Source organism: Bifidobacterium sp. wkB338 (assembly GCF_003688325.1).
GTDB classification, from domain to species: Bacteria; Actinomycetota; Actinomycetes; order Actinomycetales; family Bifidobacteriaceae; genus Bombiscardovia; species Bombiscardovia polysaccharolytica.
On record NZ_NPOR01000026.1, the window covers coordinates 34,792 to 52,404 of the forward strand.

Here is a 17,613-nt window from a genome sequence, read left to right on the forward strand (position 1 = left end):
TCGGGGGCCGTCCGCGACGCCGGCCCCCTCCCCTGCAGGCACACCCTAAACGTGGCCTGCGGGAATACATTAAAACACTTCCCGGTAGTGCATAGTGAATGTGATTCCATCGGGAACCCAAATAAGGAGTGACAAGATGGCAGAAAATGCAAACACCCAGCGCACCAGCGATTCAGGTGTCTCGATCTGGCTGGACGATCTGAGCCGCACCCGCATCGAGTCGGGCAATCTGCAGCAGCTGATCGCCGAGCGCAATGTGGTGGGCGTGACCACCAACCCCTCGATTTTCCAGAAGGCACTGAGCCAGGTGGGTCCCTATGACGAACAGCTCAAGCAGCTGGGCCGCATCCCCGTTGAGGAGGCTGTCCGCGAGCTGACCACCACCGACGTGCGCAACGCCACCGACATCTTCCGCGAGGTTGCTGAGAAGACCGACTATGTGGATGGGCGCGTCTCCATCGAGGTTGATCCTCGTCTGGCCCACAACACCGAAGAGACCGAGAAGCAGGCCGAGGAACTCTGGGCTAAGGTTGGTCGGCCCAACGCCTTCATCAAGATTCCTGCCACCCTGGAGGGCCTGCCGGCCATCACCGCCACCCTGGCCAAGGGCATCTCGGTCAACGTGACCCTGATCTTTTCCCTGGAACGCTACCAGCAGGTCATCGACGCCTTCATCGAGGGCATCGCCCAGGCCGACAAGAACGGCAAGGACCTGAAGCACATCGGCTCGGTCGCTTCCTTCTTCGTCTCCCGCGTGGACACTGCTGTTGACAAGCTGCTGGAGGCTAACGGCTCTGACGAGGCCAAGTCTCTGGAGGGCAAGGCCGCTGTGGCCAACGCCCGCCTGGCCTACGAGCTCTTCGAGAAGGCCTTCGACAAGGATCCTCGCTGGGCCGATCTGGAAGCCAAGGGCGCCAAGCGTCAGCGTCCGCTCTGGGCCTCCACCGGCACCAAGAACGCCGCCTACTCCGACTGCAAGTATGTGGACGAGCTGGTGGCCCCTCACGTGGTCAACACCATGCCTGAGAAGACCCTTGAGGCCCTGGCCGCTCACGGCAACGGCGCCCCCTCTATCGAGGGCACCTACGAGGAGAGCCACCAGATCATGCAGAAGCTGGCAGACCTTGGCATCAACATCAAGGACGTGACCGACAAGCTGGAGGCCGATGGCGTTGCCGCCTTCATCAACTCCTGGGATTCGGTCCTCTCCGACGTGCAGAAGGGCATCGACCGCGTCAACGGCTGAGCACCTGACTGACAGTAGTTGCCATTAAGAATTGTGCCCCGTCCGGTTCAAACCGGCGGGGCACAATTGGTATCAGTTACTTTGCCTTGGTCTCCTCAACCACCTGCTGTAGTGTGGCGATCAGGGCTGGGCTGTCGTTGGGCATGTTCAGCCTGCTCAAGGTACCGCCAGCGGATTCGATGACTTTGGCCAGCTCGAGGTCTACGTCATAGCAGATCTCCAGGTTGTCGGCGATGAAGCCGATAGAGGCGGAGACGATGGTCTTCATGCCGCTCTTGGTGATCAGATCCTTGGCCACGGTGACGAAATCAGGCCCGATCCAGGGCTCCTGGGTACGGCCTGCTGACTGCCAGGCCAGCACGTACTGGTCCTCATTGAGGCCAGCTGCCTGAGCCACGGCATTGGACAAACCGATGACCTCATCCTTGTAGGGGTCCCCTCCCTGGATGATGCGCAGGGGCAGGGAGTGGGCGCTGAAAATCACCTTGGTATCCGGCCGGTCGGTCATCCCCTTCTTGGCAACCAGCTGGTCGCTCCAGAAATGGATCAGCTCTTGGTGGTTCCACCAGGACCGCACGGGCAGGTATTCCATACCCGGATGGGCCTCGACGGCCTTGCGGGCGCGGTTGTGGTAGTCCTCGCCCGAATAGGAGGAGTACTGCGGGGCCAGGGGCAGGCCAATGACCCTGGTGATGCCATCTGTGGCAATCTGGTCGATTGCATCCTTGATGAAGGGAGTGATGTACTTCAGTCCTTCGTAGACCTTGTAGGCACCGGGGTGGGCCTTGTCCAGCGCAGCCTGGAGACCGTCGCGCTGGGCCGTGGTGATCCTGGCCAGGGGTGAGGGAAGACCGATGGCCTTGTAGCGGCCGACCAGCTGGTCCATGAGCGGCTTGGGCGGCTCCTGCCCATGGCGGATATTGGTGTAGTACCCCTTGATGTCGGACTCCTGGTAGGGGGTGCCGTAAGCCATGAGGAGGACAGCTGTAGGTTCAGTCATTAGCAACTTCTTTCTGTGAAAATGGAATGCAGTATGTCAGGCCGATATTGACCAGGGCTATGACGATGACCACCAGGAACATGTTCCTGTAGGAGGCAAGCCCGGCCTTTCCGCCCACCTTGCCCAGTTCAATGGCCGAGGCGAAGAGCAGTGGAGCGATGGTGGTGCCGATCTTCTTGCAGGCCGACAGCCCGCCAATGGCCTGCATACGGTTCTCGGGCCCAGCCAACCTTCCGACGATGACCTGGAGCGGCGAGGACATCATGGAGCCCATGCCCACCCCCATCAGGAAGGACAGGACCATGAAGAGCTGCAGGTTGTGCAGGGTCAGGGTGATCACCAGGGCCATCAGGCCTATCAGCGACGAGGAGAAGACGAGCGTGGTCCGGTAGCCGAACTTGTCGACCAGGAGTCCGCCCAGCCAGGATCCGACCACGGAGCCCAGCCCGACGCCGACCATGACCATGCCGGCCGAGCGGACTGGAAGCCCGAAGACGGAGTGGACATAGGTTGGGATGTAGACGAAGAGGGAGAAGAACATGCCTCCCAGCGTCCCCAACAGAAGCGTCAGCCCATAGGAGGGCAGCTTCAGCAGGCGGATGGGCAGGAAGGGCATGGTGTCCTTGGCGTCGCCCAAGTTGTGCTCATGCATCAGGAAGACCGCACCGGCCACCACTGCGACCAGGAGGCACCCGATGATCAGGGCTAGGTAGGTGGTTCCGTACTGGAGGAAGGTGATTGCCACCATTAGCAGGGCCAGAGCGATGCTGAAGGAGCCCAAACCCAGGTAGTCGGTCTTCCAAGCGCGGTCGGTTTGGGAGTCGCCCATCATGAACCAGGCCAGGATGAACAAGATGGCCAGGAAGGGCAGCATCATGAAGTAGTAGGCCCGCCATCCGTGGGTGATGCCCAGGAGCATGCCGGACAAGACCGGGCTGACCATGGCGGAAAGACCGGCGATGATGCCCACCGTGGAGACCTTCCTGCCTTGGTTGTTCCTGCGGGCGCGCTGCAGAAGGACGTTCATGGACAGGACCATGATGCCGCTGTCTCCCAGGGACTGGATGAACCGGCCCAGTAGCATGACCGTATAGTTGGGCGAGACTGCCGTCATCAGACATCCAAGGAACCAGAAGGCCAGCTCCCAGAGGAAGACCTTCCTGGTCCCGTGGGCGTCGGAGAGGTTTGAGGTGATGGGGGTGCCCACCACCAAGCCTAGGGTGTAGAGTCCGACCACCCAGGAGGAGCCCATGGTGGTCAGGCCGAAGGTCCGGGTGATGGACGGCAGCATGGTCGGCACCGCTCCCCCATCCAGCTGGGTGATGAAAACGATGACCATGAAGAACCATACGGGCGTGGAAAGGATCGATCTTCGCTCTCTTGTAGACATGTTGTTACTGTCCCAATTGGTCCGTGAGCAGCTTGTCAATGCGCTCAGGATCGGTCTGGGTGCCCACCAGGAAGTAGGGGAATTCACCGTAGATGGAGCTGGCTTCGATGTAGCGCATCTCGGTGACGATCTTCTTGAACTGGACGGGGTCGTCGGCGAACAGGGTGACGCCCCACTCGTAGTCGTCCAGGCCGATAGAGCCTGTGAGGATGATGGAGACCTTGCCGGCGTAGGAACGGCCGATCTTGCCATGATCGTGCATGTAGGCCTTGCGCTGGTCGTAGGGCAGCGTGTACCAATTGGCACCTGGAACGCGGGTCTTCGACATGGGGTAGAAGCAGATGTAGGGCTTGTCTGGCGCCTTGGGGTGAAGGCTGGCATTAACGTAGGACCACCCACGGTCCGTGGTTGGCTTGCCCGAGTAGAGGCCCACCTCAGTGACCGACACATAGGAGATGGTCGGCTCCAGATAATCGGACAAGCGCAGCTTCTCCAGGGAGGTCTCGACCTCCTGGAGCTGGTCCAGGGTCTCTCTGAGGACCATCAGGCCCAAGTCGGCCTTTTGCCCATTGACCTGGCACCAGTAGTGGCTTCCCTGGCCCTGAGACTGGACCGCGTCCAGTTGTGTGGCCAGGGCCTTGAACTCATCCAGGCATTCGTGGCGTTCGATCTGCGGCAGTCGGCGCCATTTGGCCCAATCGATTTTCCAGAAGAGGTGAAGGCAGAACCAGCCCTCCAGGCTCGGTGCAGCTTGCTCAGCCATGAGCACATCCTTTCGCTTGCTTAGCTTGCACGACATTGTGTGATATGCCGTTCATTCGGCACACCGTTACTCACTTTATAGGCCAAGAGGCTGAATCGTTGGATTATCGGTGCATAGTGAATGACATATTGTGGTAATAGTCAAAGACTATGAGCCTCGCATTACTACTGGAGAAAAACTATAAGAAAAGCGGCAACAGGAACAATCACCGGATACGAAAAACCCCGGTCAATGCCGGGGTCAGGTATTTCAGGTATTGGCGGTTGGAATCAGGCCAGCTTGTATTTAGTAATGAGGTCAAGGGCGATGATGATGGCCACCCAAATTAGAGCCACAATAATGGTCAGCCGGTTCAGGTTCTTCTCGGCTGCACCCGAGGTGCCAGCGTTGGAGCCGATTCCGCCGCCGAACATATCGGACAGGCCGCCACCCTTGCCCTTGTGCAACAGAATCAGCATGGTTAGCAGTACGCTGGCAAGAATCACAACGACTTCAAGCACAATCTTGACAATGGTCACGGCATATACCTCCATGTAAGGAACTGGGAACAAGTATACAGATACCCGGCGAAAAACGCATCAGCCCTTGGCGGCCAGTCGCACGATTCGCGCGAACTCCTCCACATCCAGAGAGGCACCGCCCACCAGAAAGCCGTCCACGTCCGGCTGGCTGATCATCTGGGAGGCGTTCTTGGAGGTGACCGAGCCGCCGTAGAGGATGCGCACGGACTGGCCGGCTGGCTCTCCAAAATTGCTTGAGATGTGGTTGCGAATGGCACGTGCAGCTTGTTGGGCAGTGTCCGGAGTGGCCACCATGCCGGTGCCGATGGCCCAGACTGGTTCATATGCCACAATCAGGTTGGCCATGTCCTCCTTGGCCAGATCGCGGGTGACGTCGTTGACCTGACCCACGGCGAAGTCCAGCTGGATGCCCTGGCGGCGCTCCTCGTAGCTCTCCCCCACGCATAGGATGGGTTTCATGTCCGCAGCCAATACTGCACGGACTTGGTCGACGATGTTGGCGTCGTCCTCTGGATGGTACTTGCGCCGCTCAGAGTGGCCTACGATGACGTAGCTACAGCCCAGCTGAGCCAGCATGTCCGCGGACACATCCCCGGTGAAGGCCCCTTGGGCAGTAACGGAAACAGCCTGGGCCCCATATTCGATGGGCAGGTTGTCGGCCTCCACAAGCACCTGGACGGAACGCAGAGCAGTGAAGGCGGGCATCAGGGCCACCTGGCAACGCCTGCGGTCGAAGTGGGCGTCGCGCAGGAGCCAGGCCAGCTTCTGCACGAAATAAGTTGCTTCCAGATGGTCGAAGTTCATCTTCCAATTGCCGGCCACCAGGGGAATGCGTGCCATACCAGACCTTTCCATCTGCGCAACAACAACAATGCCGGGCCGCCGGATGCGAAACCCGGTGACCCGGCATTGCCCGTCTGTTTGCCGATTTTACTCCAGCACCTTCAGGCCAGGGAGTTCCTTGCCTTCAAGGAACTCCAGGGAGGCGCCGCCGCCGGTGGAGATGTGCGAGAAGCCATCCTCAGGGAAGCCAAGATTGCGCACGGCCGAAGCAGAGTCGCCACCACCAACGATGGTGAAAGCTCCGGCCTTGGTGGCGTCGACCAGGCCCTGAGCCACAGCCCGGGTGCCATCGGCGAATGCCGGGAACTCGAAGACACCCATGGGTCCGTTCCAGACCACGGTCTTTGAATCCACAATCTTGTCGTGGAAGAGCTTCTGAGAATCGGGACCGATGTCCAGACCCATCTTGTCTGCGGGGATGCCGTCGGCAGGAACCACCTGGTGAGGCGAATCCGCCTTGAACTCGTCAGCCACCACGATGTCAGTGGGCAGGACCAGCTCCACGCCCTTCTCGCGGGCGGTGGCAATGTAGCCCTTGACGGTGTCGACCTGATCCTCCTCCAGCAGGGAGGAGCCAACCTCATAGCCCTCAGCCTTGAGGAAGGTGAAGACCATGCCGCCGCCGATGACCAGACGGTTGGCCTTGCTGAGCAGGTTCTCGATGACACCCAGCTTGTCGGAGACCTTGGAACCGCCCAGGACCACAGTGAAGGGCCGGTCGGGGTTCTCGGTCGCCTTGGACAGGGCCTTGACTTCCTTCTCAACCAGCAGGCCTGCTGCAGAGGGCAGGAACTTGGCCACGGAGTAGTTGGAGCCCTGGGCGCGGTGGACCACGCCGAAACCATCGGAAACGAAGACATCGCCCAGGTCGGCGATCTTGCGGGCGTAGGCATCACGCTCAGCCTCGTCCTTGCTGGTCTCCTCAGGGTTGTAGCGCACGTTCTGCAGCAGGACCACATCGCCATCGTTCATGGCAGCCACCTTGGCATGGGCATCGGGACCGTAGGTGTCCTCCGCCAGAGGAACCTGCACGCCCAGCAGCTCGCCCAGGCGGTCGGCCACAGGGGCCAGACTCAGCTCGGGAACGACCTTGCCCTTGGGGCGACCCAGGTGGGCCATGAGGATAACCTTGGCGCCCTGGCCACGAAGCTGCTCGATGGTTGGCAAGGCGGCGCGGATGCGGCCGTCGTCTGTAATAGTGGTGCCGTCCAGCGGCACGTTGAAGTCCGCGCGGACGAGCACGCGCTTGCCCTTGAGATCACCGAGGCTCTTCAGTGTTTTCATGCGTATCCTTTCTGACTGCGGGTCCATGCGCCCGCTCTCCTGCCATGGTACTCAGGCAGACCGACCTGTGTGAGCTATCTCACTCTTGTTTGGTCTGTTCCTCGGATCTCTTCTTTTCGACCTTGGTGGCCAGCTGCAGCAGACGGCGGATGCGTCCGGCGATGGCATCTTTGGTGACTGGTGGATCGGCCAGGCGGCCCAGCTCTTCAAGGGAGGCCTCACGGTGGTCCAGACGAAGCTGGCCGGCTGCACGCAGATTCTCGGGGATGTCGTCGCCCAGAATTTCGAAGGCCTTGGTGACCTTGGCACTGGCCTCCACGGCTGCCTTGGCAGAGCGACGCATGTTGGCATCGTCAAAATTGGCCAGACGGTTGGCTTTGCCGCGGGATTCACCGTCGCTGCGCTTGCCGGTCCACTCCCTGGAGGACTTGGGGGCGCCCATCAGGTTGAGCATGCGCTCGATAACATCCGGGTCACGCAGGGTGACGCGCTCGGAGCTGCGCACCTGGCGGGCTTTGGCGTTGATGCCCAGACGGCGGGCGGCGCCTACCAGGGCCAAGGCGGCCTCGGATCCGGGGCAGACTATTTCTAGATAGGAGGCCTTGCCCGGGTCGGACAGCTCGCCATGGGCCAGGAAGGCCCCTCGCCAGGCGGCCTTGACCTGGGCGATATTGCCCGAGACGATGTCGGCGGGAAGGCCACGAACCGGGTGCTTGCGACGGTCCAGCAGTCCGGTCTGCAGGGCCAGGGCACCGCCTGCCCGCAGCACGCGGACCGAGTAGCGGGTCAGGTTGCCGGTGGGGGCCTGCCGCTTGACCTGGATCAGATCTGAATCATGGCCGTAGACGTCCCTGATGGTGTTCTGCAACCATTGCGCTGCTGGCAGGGAGTCGAATTGCGCTTCCACCACAATGTGGCGCTGAATGATGTGCAGACCGCCACCGAAGCGGATCATGGCCGCCGATTGTGCTTTCTTGGCAGAGGGGGGTTCGTTGTCAATCGCGGCCAGCTCGCTTTTGACATCATCAAGTAGGGCCAAGAGCCGTCCTCCTACGAAAAAATACTGAAAAATGAATACTTCTCGGCCGCACGACACACCTGCCATGCCGACCACCGGATTACTGTGATATCGAATATCTTGGACAAATTGCGCCTTTGGCTATCCGCGGGGACGGTGCGGCAGCTCGCGGGCCGAAACCGTCACCTCCATTCCCCGGGACCGCAATCGGGCGGCCAGAGCGTCGGCCATGGCCACTGAGCGGTGCTGTCCGCCAGTACAGCCAAAGGCGATGGTCACATAGTGTTTGTCTTCACGCGCATAGCCGCTGAGCGCAGTCAAGATGGCGGTGGTGTAGGCATCCAGAAACTCTTTGGCGCCCTTGCTGGCCATCACATAGTCACGGACCGGGCCGTCATGGCCGTTCAGGTCCCGTAGCTCGGGGACCCAGTAGGGGTTGGGCAGGAAGCGCACATCCGCTACGAAGTCGGCATCGATGGGCAAGCCGTACTTGAATCCGAAGCTCATGATGTGCACGCCCACTGTGGTCGGGCCGGAGCCCAGGACCATTTCATACAGGCGGGTAGAGAGCTGATGGATGCTGAGATTGGAGGTGTCGATGACCATGTCGGCACGCTCCTTGAGACCGCCTAGCAGGCGGCGCTCCTCGTGGATGCCGTCAATCAGGCGACCGGAGCCCTGCAGGGGGTGGGGTCGGCGGACGGACTCATAGCGCTTGACCAGAACCTGGTCAGAGGCATCCAAAAAGAGGATGCGGCAACGCACGCCCAGGTCGTCCAGATGGCTGAGCACAGCCGACAGGTCGTCGAAGTAGGAGCGGGAACGGACGTCGATAACGGCAGCTAGGCGGTGCAGGGAGCTTCCGGCTGATGTCATCATGTCGACCAGGGGTACAAGCAGACGCGGGGGCATGTTGTCAACCACATACCAGCCCATGTCCTCCATGGAGTCGGCAGCGCGGGTGCGGCCTGCGCCGGACATTCCCGTTATTAGCAGTACCTCGAAGCCTGCGAAGGGCGGTTTTTCCGTCGTCATCGTCATGCCTCCCTCAAGGCTCGGTCCATAGCAGCTGACGGAACAGCGGCCAGGGGTCGATCGGTCATCAGTGCCACCTGACGCACAGCTTGATAGAGCAGCATGCGTTCACCGCTGATGGCCCGAGCGCCCGCCTGACGGCAGAAGGCCTTCATGAGCGGGGTGGGTCGGGGGTTATAGACCACGTCAAGCAGGACCGAGCCCAGGCGTCCACCTTCCTTGGTACCAATGGCATCGGCGGGCTTGGCGCCATGAGTATCGGCCTTGTCGGTCTCTGCCTCGGAAGTTTTGGCGTCAGGAGTCTCAACTGTACTGAGTAGATCAGACAGGGGGTCGGCTGCTCCCGCAGGCAGGGTGGAGACGACAATATCGGCCCTGGTCAGAGCCTTTTTGGCTGTCTCAGATTGGTCCATGGCTGTGACGGCTGGCTCAGACAGATCCAATCGAGAAGCGAGGTCCAGCATGTGGTCACAGTGCTTCGGGTTGCGGGCCAGCAGGTCTACACGCTTGACTCCCAACACCTTCAAGGCGCAGAAGGCGGACTCGGCTGTGTTCCCGTTGCCTATGACCAAAGCCCGCGCTCCTCTGTACGGTTGGTCGGGCAGCCGGTCTTGTTGCCCTTGACATGCTGCCTCCAGCAGGGCAGCCAAATCGTCAGGGTCTTCATCGGCACGGCAGCGGTCGGCAGCCTCCAGCAGGGCGGCTACGATACCCTCCACATCGGTGTTGTAGAGAGACGGCCTTTTCCCGGGACTGCCTTGCTCAAAGACTGCTGTGTTGGCCACCCTCAGGGTCTCAGACCAGAAATCACTAAAGCCGCCCAAGGCGCCGACAGCACTCTTTAAGGGCATGGTCAGGCTGAGACCGGCCCAGGACGGGTCAAGACCGTGGATAAAGTCAGCCAAGCCATCAGCATCCACGCGCACACGGTCGTAGCGCCAGCCGTCCAGGCCGAGTGCGGCATAGGCTGATTTATGCAAAAGAGGCGAAAGGGAATGGCTGATTGGGTCGCCCAGGACGGCACAACGACGATCAGGTCCATTCATATCTGCAATCACGCACCAATCAAATCAGGGCATGGCTCTTTGCTAGCCTCCTGAGCCATTTTATCGCTGGCTGTCCCCGGTCTGGTCTTGGTCACTATGCAGGGTCTGATAGATAGCCTTGGCCTTGGCAGAGCCGATACCCTTGACGGCCTCCAGCTCATCCTGAGATGCCTGGCGCATACGCTTGACTGATCCGAAGTGATTGAGCAACTTCTTCTGGTAGGTGGGTCCGATGCCCGGAATCTCGTCCAGAGCCGACCGGAGAGCACCCTTGCGCCGTGTCTGACGGTGGTAGGTAATGGCGAACCGGTGAGACTCGTCTCTCACGCGCTGCAGCAGGTACATGCCCTCGGACTGGCGCTTGAGGATGATGGGATAGTCATCGTCAGGCACCCAGACCTCCTCCAGTCGCTTAGCCAGTCCGCAGAGGGCCACATCGTCCACACCGCAGTCGTGCAGGGCCCGTGCCGCGGCGGTTACCTGAGGCTTGCCGCCATCGACTACGATCAGGTTGGGTTTGTAGGCGAAGTGGCGGGCGGCGGTGTTCTGCTGAACGATGGCCCCCTCCTCCTGCTCCACCAATTCAGGCGCCTTATCGCTGGCCTTTCGCTCGGCCTCCATACTGTCACCGCTGTCACCGGCTATGTTGCCGTGACGGAAGCGCCGGGTCAGAGTCTCATAGATGGCGCTCATATCGTCCACAGCGCCCTTGCCGTCCTCGCCTCGAATGGCGAATCGACGGTACTCGGACTTCTTAGGGACGGCATCCTCAAAAACCACCATGGAGGCCACCTGGAACTGGCCACCCACGGTGTTGGAGATGTCGTAACACTCGATGCGCAGCGGAGCGCGGTCCAGCCCAAGGGCCTTGGCCACGTCGTTCATGGCCTGGGTGCGGGTGCCCATGTCGCTCATGCGGCTGAGTTTGCTACGCTGCAGGGCCTGACGGGCGTTGGCATTGGCACGGTCCATCAGGGACTTCTTCTCACCACGACTGGCCACACGGATGGTCACTGCGGATCCGCGCAGCTCCCGCAGCCACTCCTGCAAGTCGCCGGTCCGATCCGGCTGGATAGGGACAATGACCTCGGGAGGCACCGGGGAGATGGGGGCCAGCAGGTCGGCACGTCCGGTCTGATCCTGATGCTGGTGTCGGCTCCTGGTGGCCTTGGCCCGAGCTTCGGCATCCAGGGCCGTGACCTTCTGGGTGGAGCCCATGGCATCCCTGTCCTGGCTGATGGAGACGGGTGTGTCCGACTCCGTTGGCAGCTTGTGAAGTTCGCTGTCGTTCTCATTCATCAGATCCGAGTAGACCTGCACCAGCAGGTCGCTGATCAGCTCGCTGTCGGAGACGTCCTCGACCCGCTCCACGCTCCAGTTGCGTTCGCCGCGGATGGCTCCAGAGCGCACGAAGAAAGCGTGTACCGAGGCCTCCAGTTCGTCCGAGGCCACGCCGAAGACATCCACATCCACGTTGGAGGCGAAGGCCACGGCGTTCTGCTCGATGACCGTATCCAGCATGGCGATCTGGTCGCGCAGACGGGCGGCCTTCTCGAAGTCCAGCTCCTTACTGGCCTTCTGCATGCTCCTGGTCAGGCTGGCCCGGTAGCTCTTGCCCAGCCTGCCTGTGATGACCCCAGTCAGCTCCGTGCAGAGACGACGGTGGTCGCTTGCGCTGATCCGGCCCACGCAGGGTGCCGAGCACTTGCCGATGGAGGCCAGCAGGCAGGGGCGCCCGCTGAGCTTGGCCTTGCGGAAGACGCCGGGAGTGCAGGTGCGCACCGGATAGGTCTTGAGCAAGGCATCCAGGGTGTGCTTCATGTCCCAGACCTTGGCGTAGGGGCCGAAGTAGCGGGTGTCATGCCGCTTACGCACGCGGGTCATCCAGACCCGGGGGAACTCCTCTCCCACGGAGACAGCCAGGTAGGGGTAGGTCTTGTCGTCACGCAGCTTGACGTTGAAGCGGGGGTCGAACTCCTTGATCCAGGTGTATTCAAGGGTCAGGGACTCCAGGTCGGTGCCCACGACGGTCCACTCCAGACTCCGGGCCGTCAGCACCATGGTCTGGGTGCGAGGATGCAGGTTTTCCAGGGGCTGGAAGTAATTGGTCAGGCGGTTACGCAGGTTCTTGGCCTTGCCCACATAGATGACCCGTCCATCGCCGTCCCGCCACTTGTAGACCCCCGGCTGGGCAGGGATGTCCGAGGTCTTGGGGCGGAAGAGGTCGCGGCTGTCCCCCAGCAGGGGTGCACCGTTCTTGTTGACGCCGGTGGTGGTGCCAGTGGCGGACTCTTCCTCCAGGGCTTGAGCGGTGCGTCGCCATACCTGCGGCGTGTGCCGCTCGAAGCAGCTGCGGGTCATGATCGTGCAGCCTTGGCTACCTTGGTGGGATCCAGCATGGGCTTCAAATACTTGCCTGTCCAGCTGTCTGGATTGGCAGCCACCTGCTCGGGAGTCCCTTGGGCCACAACAGTGCCGCCGCCGTCGCCGCCCTCGGGTCCAAGGTCGATGATCCAGTCAGCGGTTTTGATCACGTCCAGGTTGTGCTCGATGACGATGACCGTGTTGCCTTTGTCGACCAGGCCGTGGAGGACCTTGAGCAGCTTACGGACATCCTCGAAGTGCAGGCCCGTGGTGGGCTCGTCCAGGATGTAGACGGTCTTGCCGTCGGAGCGTCGCTGCAGTTCGGTGGCCAGCTTGACCCGCTGGGACTCGCCTCCGGACAGGGTGGGTGCTGGCTGACCCAACCGGATGTAGCCCAGACCCACGTCCACCAGGGTGTCCAGGTAGCGGGCGATGGAGGGATAGGCCTTGAAGAAGTGGGCCGCCTCCTCGATGGGCATGTCCAGCACGTCCGAGACGGTCTTGCCGTTGTAGGTGACTTCCAAAGTCTCCCTGTTGTAGCGCTTGCCGTGGCAGGTCTCGCACTGCACGTAGACGTCGGGCAGGAAGTTCATCTCGATCTTGATGGTTCCGTCACCGTGGCAGGTCTCGCAACGGCCGCCCTTGACGTTGAAGGAGAAGCGGCCGGGACCATAGCCGCGCACCTGGGCCTCCGGGGTCTTGGCGAAGAGCTGGCGGATCTTGTCCCAGACGCCGGTATAGGTGGCCGGGTTGGAGCGCGGGGTGCGACCGATGGGGTTCTGGTCCACATGGATGACCTTGCGCACCTGGTCCACGCCCTCCACCCGGGTGTGCTTGCCAGGCACGATGCGGGCGTTGTTGAGCTGGTCGGCCAGGACCGGATAGAGGATGGAGTTGACCAGTGTGGACTTGCCGGAGCCGGAGACGCCGGTGACCAGTGTCATGACCCCCAGCGGGAAGGAGACCTTGAGGTTTTTCAGGTTGTTCTCCCGAGCCCCTACCACGGTCAGCTGTCGGGTCCTGCTGGTCTTGCGGCGGCGCTTGGGCACCTCGATGGAACGACGTCCGGCAATGTAGTCTGCGGTGATTGAACGCGAGGCCTTGACCAGGTCCTGCGAGCGCCCTGAGAAGATGACTTCACCGCCATGTTCGCCCGCCCCCGGGCCAATATCGACCAGCCAGTCGGCCTGGCGTATGGTGTCCTCGTCATGCTCGACCACAATCAGTGTGTTGCCCAGGTCGCGCAGCCGCTGCAGGGTTTTGATCAGCCGATCGTTGTCCCGCTGGTGCAGGCCGATGGAGGGCTCGTCCAGAACGTACATGACGCCCACCAGGCCCGAGCCGATCTGCGTGGCCAGACGGATGCGCTGGGCCTCGCCACCGGAGAGGGTGGCTGCGGCCCGAGACAGGGTCAGGTAGTTCAGACCCACGTCGTTGAGGAAGCGCAGGCGGGCACGGATCTCTTTGAGGACCTCGCCGGCGATCTTGGCCTGGGCGCCCTCCATATGCAGGCCTTCCACCCACTTCAGGCTGGCTGATACGGCCATATCGCAGACCTGGGCGATGGACAGGCCGTCCACGGTCACAGCCAGGACCTCGGGCTTCAAGCGCTTGCCATGGCAGACCTGGCAAGGCACCTCGCGCATGTATGACTCGTAATACTGCTTCATAGGCTGCGAGTCGGTCTCGTCGTGGCGACGCATCAGGGTGCGGACCACGCCCTCGAATCCGGTGGTGTACTCGCGCAGGCGGCCCCAGCGGTTCCGATAGGAGACATCCACCTTGAAGTCGTGCCCGTACATGACGGCATGGCGGACTTCTTCGGGAAGGTCTTTCCAGGGGGTCGAGGTGGAGAAGCCCATTTCCTTGGCCAGACCATCCAGCAGGTGGCCGTAGAAGCGCTGCTGGCTCTTGGTGCCGCTCCAGGGTTCCACGGCCCCGTCCTTGAGGCTCTTCTCCGGGTCGGGCACTACCAGCTCAGGGTCGATCTCCAGGTTGAACCCCAGACCGGTGCAGGCCGGGCAGGCTCCATAGGGGGCGTTGAAGGAGAAGGTCCGTGGCTCGATCTCGTCCAGTTCCAGCTCGTGGCCGTTGGGGCAGGACCGCTTCTCGGAGAAGGGCTGGCGGCGCTCGGGATCCTTGGCATCCATATCCACGAAGTCGGCAACCACGGTGCCCTTGGCCAGTCGCAGGGCAGTCTCCACGGAGTCGGTCAGCCGCTGGCGCATGCCTTCGCGGATGACTAGTCTGTCCACCACCACCTCGATGGTGTGCTTCTTCTGCTTGGTCAGCTTGATGGAGTCGGACAGCTGGTGCATGTCCCCGTCGATAATGGCCCGAGAGTAGCCGTCGGAGCGCAGGAGCTCCAGGGTCTCCACGAACTCGCCCTTGCGGCCCTTGACGATGGGGGCCAGCAGCTGGAAACGGGTCCCTTCCGGCCTGGACATAAGGGTGTCGACGATCTGCTGCGGCGACTGGGCGCGCACCTCGGCCCCACAGACCGGGCAGTGGGGAATGCCGGTTCTGGCGAAAAGCAGGCGCAGGTAGTCGTAGACCTCGGTGATGGTTCCCACAGTGGACCGGGGGTTGCGGTTGGTGGTTTTCTGGTCAATGGAGACCGCCGGGCTCAGGCCCTCGATGAAGTCCACATCGGGCTTGTCCATCTGGCCCAGGAACTGGCGGGCATAGGCGGAAAGGGACTCCACGTAGCGGCGCTGACCCTCTGCGAAGAGGGTGTCGAAGGCCAGAGAGGACTTGCCGGAGCCTGACAGGCCGGTGAAGACCACCATCCGGTTGCGGGGTATGGACAGGTTGACGTTCTTAAGGTTGTGGGCCCGGGCGCCTTGTATAACGATTTTTCGATCGTTGGGCACCATGGACAGGTCCGCCACCAGGGACCCCTTGGATTCGATCATGCGCGGGTTTTCGATGGCCGCGTCCACTATCGACATAGGCTTGTTCTGCTGCTTCACGTGCTTCCCATCCGCTTCCCTGAAGACCCATGGCCAAGGCTGAGGCCAAAGCCTGACCATAATATCGCCTGGGCCGAATAATTCGAACAGGTGTTCGATGACGGCTTAGATGGACAAGTTCGGCGAATCAAGAGGCGGGCGGTTGCAACCGTTGAGGAAGCAGTCGTGCTGGTGATCGTTGATCATGCCGGCCGCCTGGAGGAAGGAGTGGACGGTCACCGGGCCCAGGAAGCGCAGGCCCAGGTCGCGCATGTCCTTGCATACGATGGCTGACAGGTGGTCGTAGCGCGGTATGGAGGGATCGTCCGGGTAGTCGTGGTTGATTGTCAGCCCACCGGTAAAGGACCAGCAGTAGCGGTCGAATTCCTCCCCGGGGAATTGGCTGGCGATCACGGCGGCATTGGCCACCGTGGCTTCGATCTTGCGTCGATTGCGGATGATGGCAGGGTCGGCCATGAGACGGTCGATTCGGTCGGTGTCGAAGGCGGCGACCGCTTGAATGTCGAAGTTGTTGAAATCCTTGAAGAAAGCCTGACGACGATGCAGGATCAGCTGCCAGCTGAGCCCGCACTGGAATATCTCCAGGGAGAGCATAGCGAAGAGCCTCTGGGAGCCATGCAGGGGGCGGCCCCACTCATGGTCGTGGTAGCTGCGCATGAGCGGGTCGTCTACCCGAGCCCAGTCGCATCTATGTGAAGGTTCGGCCATGCTGTACTCCCCTTTCCGGCATTCGGCTTCAGGCTAGCACCGGCGGCAGTCCTGACCGGGTGGTCAATACCACCGAGCCAGGCTGGCCGATTTAGAGTTGAAGCAGAGGCCGGTCGGCCCATGCCCGGGGCCATCCCCATGGCGGCAGTACGGTTGCGTCCGGCAAGGAGAGGAAGCATGTGCCATGACTGACAAGGACAATCCGCGCAGACTCTGGACCGACAAGGAGGATCCGGTCGAGAGAGCCAAGCGTACCTCCCCTGCCATGCAGGGCAGCCAATCAGCCAAAAATTCAGCAAGTGCAGGTTCCACGAAATCGAGCTCTGCATCGGCAACTCGGAGTTCGACAGATGCACGTTCGGCATCTTCAAATTCGTCGGCTTCGAATTCATCAACTCCAGACTTGTCTGCTTCGGATTCATCGCTTTCGGGTACTGCAGCCAAGCAGTCACATGATTCATCAAAGATGGCAGCGGCTGGGAAAACCAGTGCTGATGAGACCGCCAATGGAGGCAAAGGTCGCTCTGATCGCAACAGCAATGAAGCGACGCAGGGATCAAATCGTGCTCAGGAACAAGCAAAGGAGCAGCATCAAAAGCAGGGTCAGCCTGAAAAGGAACAGGAATCTTCCAAGGGCCGCGGCTGGAAGCTCTTCGAGGACATCCTGCTCTGGGTGGCCTGGGTGGCAATGGTGGGCTTCAACGGCTATGCGGAGGTCTACCATTTCAATGACACGACCGTGGGTGGCCTGGCCCGCAAGGTCAACCTCTGGATCATGCCCGCCGGCTACGTTTTTGCCATCTGGGGGGTCATCTACATTGCCCTGGCCATCTGGCTCTTCCGCTTCTGCCTGGCGGGCCCCAGCCGCAAACGCCTGGGATTCCTGCCCTTCACGCTGAGCGGGTTGCTCTTTGTGGCCACTTGCTGCCTGAATATCGCCTGGCTGGCTCTCTGGCACATGGAGCGCAACTTCTGGGCCCTGGTCATCATCCTCATTCTGACTGTGCTGGCCTGGATGCTCTATGCCCTCGTGCGCAGGGACGCCACCAAGGCCGGAACCCCGACCGCCGCCAAGGCCCTGGACTGGATTCCCCTGTCCATGTACGCCAGCTGGCTGAGCGTGGCCACCCTGGTCAACGCAGGATACACGGTGGTCGCCGGGCACAAGGTCAGCAATGCCGTCCAGGGATTTGCCACCATCATCGTGGTCGGCGCACTCCTGGCCGTAGCCTATCTGATGAACAGGCATGGCAAGGACTGGGTCTTCGGCCTGGTGGTCATCTGGGCATGCCTGGGCATCGGCATCAGGATCTTCTCCTTCGCGGCCGCCATGGGTGTGTTGGTCATCGCCCTGACGGCCGTGGGCGCCTTCCTGGTCTACTTCCCCTGGAGCAAGTTCAGACTGGTCCGTCGCTGATTCATC

At 61.4% G+C, this 17,613-nt stretch carries 14 protein-coding genes; 2 read left to right on the forward strand and 12 right to left on the reverse strand.

Translation table 11 applies throughout. The features are described 5' to 3' along the window. Positions 1-136 precede the first annotated feature (136 nt). Positions 137-1,246: a transaldolase gene (gene tal / locus CI603_RS05835; RefSeq protein ID WP_121913400.1), complete on the forward strand. Its 1,110-nt coding sequence runs from the start codon at positions 137-139 to the stop codon at positions 1,244-1,246. Positions 1,247-1,322: 76 nt separating this feature from the next. On the opposite strand, the gene hemH is transcribed toward tal, so the two are convergent. From hemH to CI603_RS05895, 12 genes are all read right to left on the reverse strand, one after another. Beyond that, on the reverse strand, positions 1,323-2,246 hold the full coding sequence (gene hemH, locus CI603_RS05840) for a ferrochelatase (protein ID WP_121913401.1): 924 nt from the start codon (positions 2,244-2,246) through the stop codon (positions 1,323-1,325). After that, positions 2,239-3,585 (reverse strand): MFS transporter, encoded by a 1,347-nt coding sequence (locus CI603_RS05845; RefSeq protein ID WP_259465495.1) that lies wholly within the window; start codon positions 3,583-3,585, stop codon positions 2,239-2,241. The genes hemH and CI603_RS05845 overlap by 8 nt, the downstream gene beginning before the upstream one ends. Before the next feature lie 55 nt (positions 3,586-3,640). Next, positions 3,641-4,399, reverse strand: a complete 759-nt coding sequence (hemQ, locus tag CI603_RS05850) for a hydrogen peroxide-dependent heme synthase (protein ID WP_121913403.1) — start codon at positions 4,397-4,399, stop codon at positions 3,641-3,643. A 269-nt stretch (positions 4,400-4,668) separates the two neighbouring features. After that, the gene (secG, locus tag CI603_RS05855) at positions 4,669-4,917 is read right to left on the reverse strand and encodes a preprotein translocase subunit SecG (protein WP_121913404.1); all 249 of its coding nucleotides are present in this window, start codon (positions 4,915-4,917) and stop codon (positions 4,669-4,671) included. Between the two features lie 60 nt (positions 4,918-4,977). After that, complete coding sequence (gene tpiA / locus CI603_RS05860) at positions 4,978-5,760, reverse strand: triose-phosphate isomerase (RefSeq protein ID WP_121913405.1); 783 nt, start codon at positions 5,758-5,760, stop codon at positions 4,978-4,980. 90 nt (positions 5,761-5,850) lie between these two features. After that, complete coding sequence (locus tag CI603_RS05865; protein WP_121913406.1) at positions 5,851-7,047, reverse strand: phosphoglycerate kinase; 1,197 nt, start codon at positions 7,045-7,047, stop codon at positions 5,851-5,853. A gap of 79 nt (positions 7,048-7,126) precedes the next feature. Further along, positions 7,127-8,086 carry a DNA-binding protein WhiA gene (gene whiA, locus CI603_RS05870; RefSeq protein WP_121913407.1) on the reverse strand — a complete coding sequence of 320 codons (960 nt, stop codon included), beginning with the start codon at positions 8,084-8,086 and terminating at the stop codon, positions 7,127-7,129. 120 nt (positions 8,087-8,206) lie between these two features. Next, positions 8,207-9,100, reverse strand: a complete 894-nt coding sequence (gene rapZ / locus CI603_RS05875; protein ID WP_121913408.1) for an RNase adapter RapZ — start codon at positions 9,098-9,100, stop codon at positions 8,207-8,209. 2 nt (positions 9,101-9,102) lie between these two features. Next, the gene (locus tag CI603_RS05880) at positions 9,103-10,146 is read right to left on the reverse strand and encodes a shikimate dehydrogenase (RefSeq protein ID WP_147438287.1); all 1,044 of its coding nucleotides are present in this window, start codon (positions 10,144-10,146) and stop codon (positions 9,103-9,105) included. A gap of 60 nt (positions 10,147-10,206) precedes the next feature. Next, a complete protein-coding gene (gene uvrC, locus CI603_RS05885) occupies positions 10,207-12,507 on the reverse strand; it encodes an excinuclease ABC subunit UvrC (RefSeq protein ID WP_121913410.1) in 2,301 nt (766 codons plus the stop codon). Next, the gene (uvrA, locus tag CI603_RS05890; protein WP_121913411.1) at positions 12,504-15,461 is read right to left on the reverse strand and encodes an excinuclease ABC subunit UvrA; all 2,958 of its coding nucleotides are present in this window, start codon (positions 15,459-15,461) and stop codon (positions 12,504-12,506) included. Before uvrA ends, uvrC begins: the two co-directional genes overlap by 4 nt. A gap of 126 nt (positions 15,462-15,587) precedes the next feature. Further along, entirely contained in the window at positions 15,588-16,190 is a 603-nt protein-coding gene (locus CI603_RS05895) for a DNA-3-methyladenine glycosylase I (protein ID WP_121913412.1), read from the reverse strand. Positions 16,191-16,374: 184 nt separating this feature from the next. Between CI603_RS05895 and CI603_RS05900 the strand changes: the two genes are divergently transcribed. Further along, positions 16,375-17,607 carry a TspO/MBR family protein gene (locus tag CI603_RS05900; protein ID WP_147438288.1) on the forward strand — a complete coding sequence of 411 codons (1,233 nt, stop codon included), beginning with the start codon at positions 16,375-16,377 and terminating at the stop codon, positions 17,605-17,607. Positions 17,608-17,613: the final 6 nt, after the last annotated feature.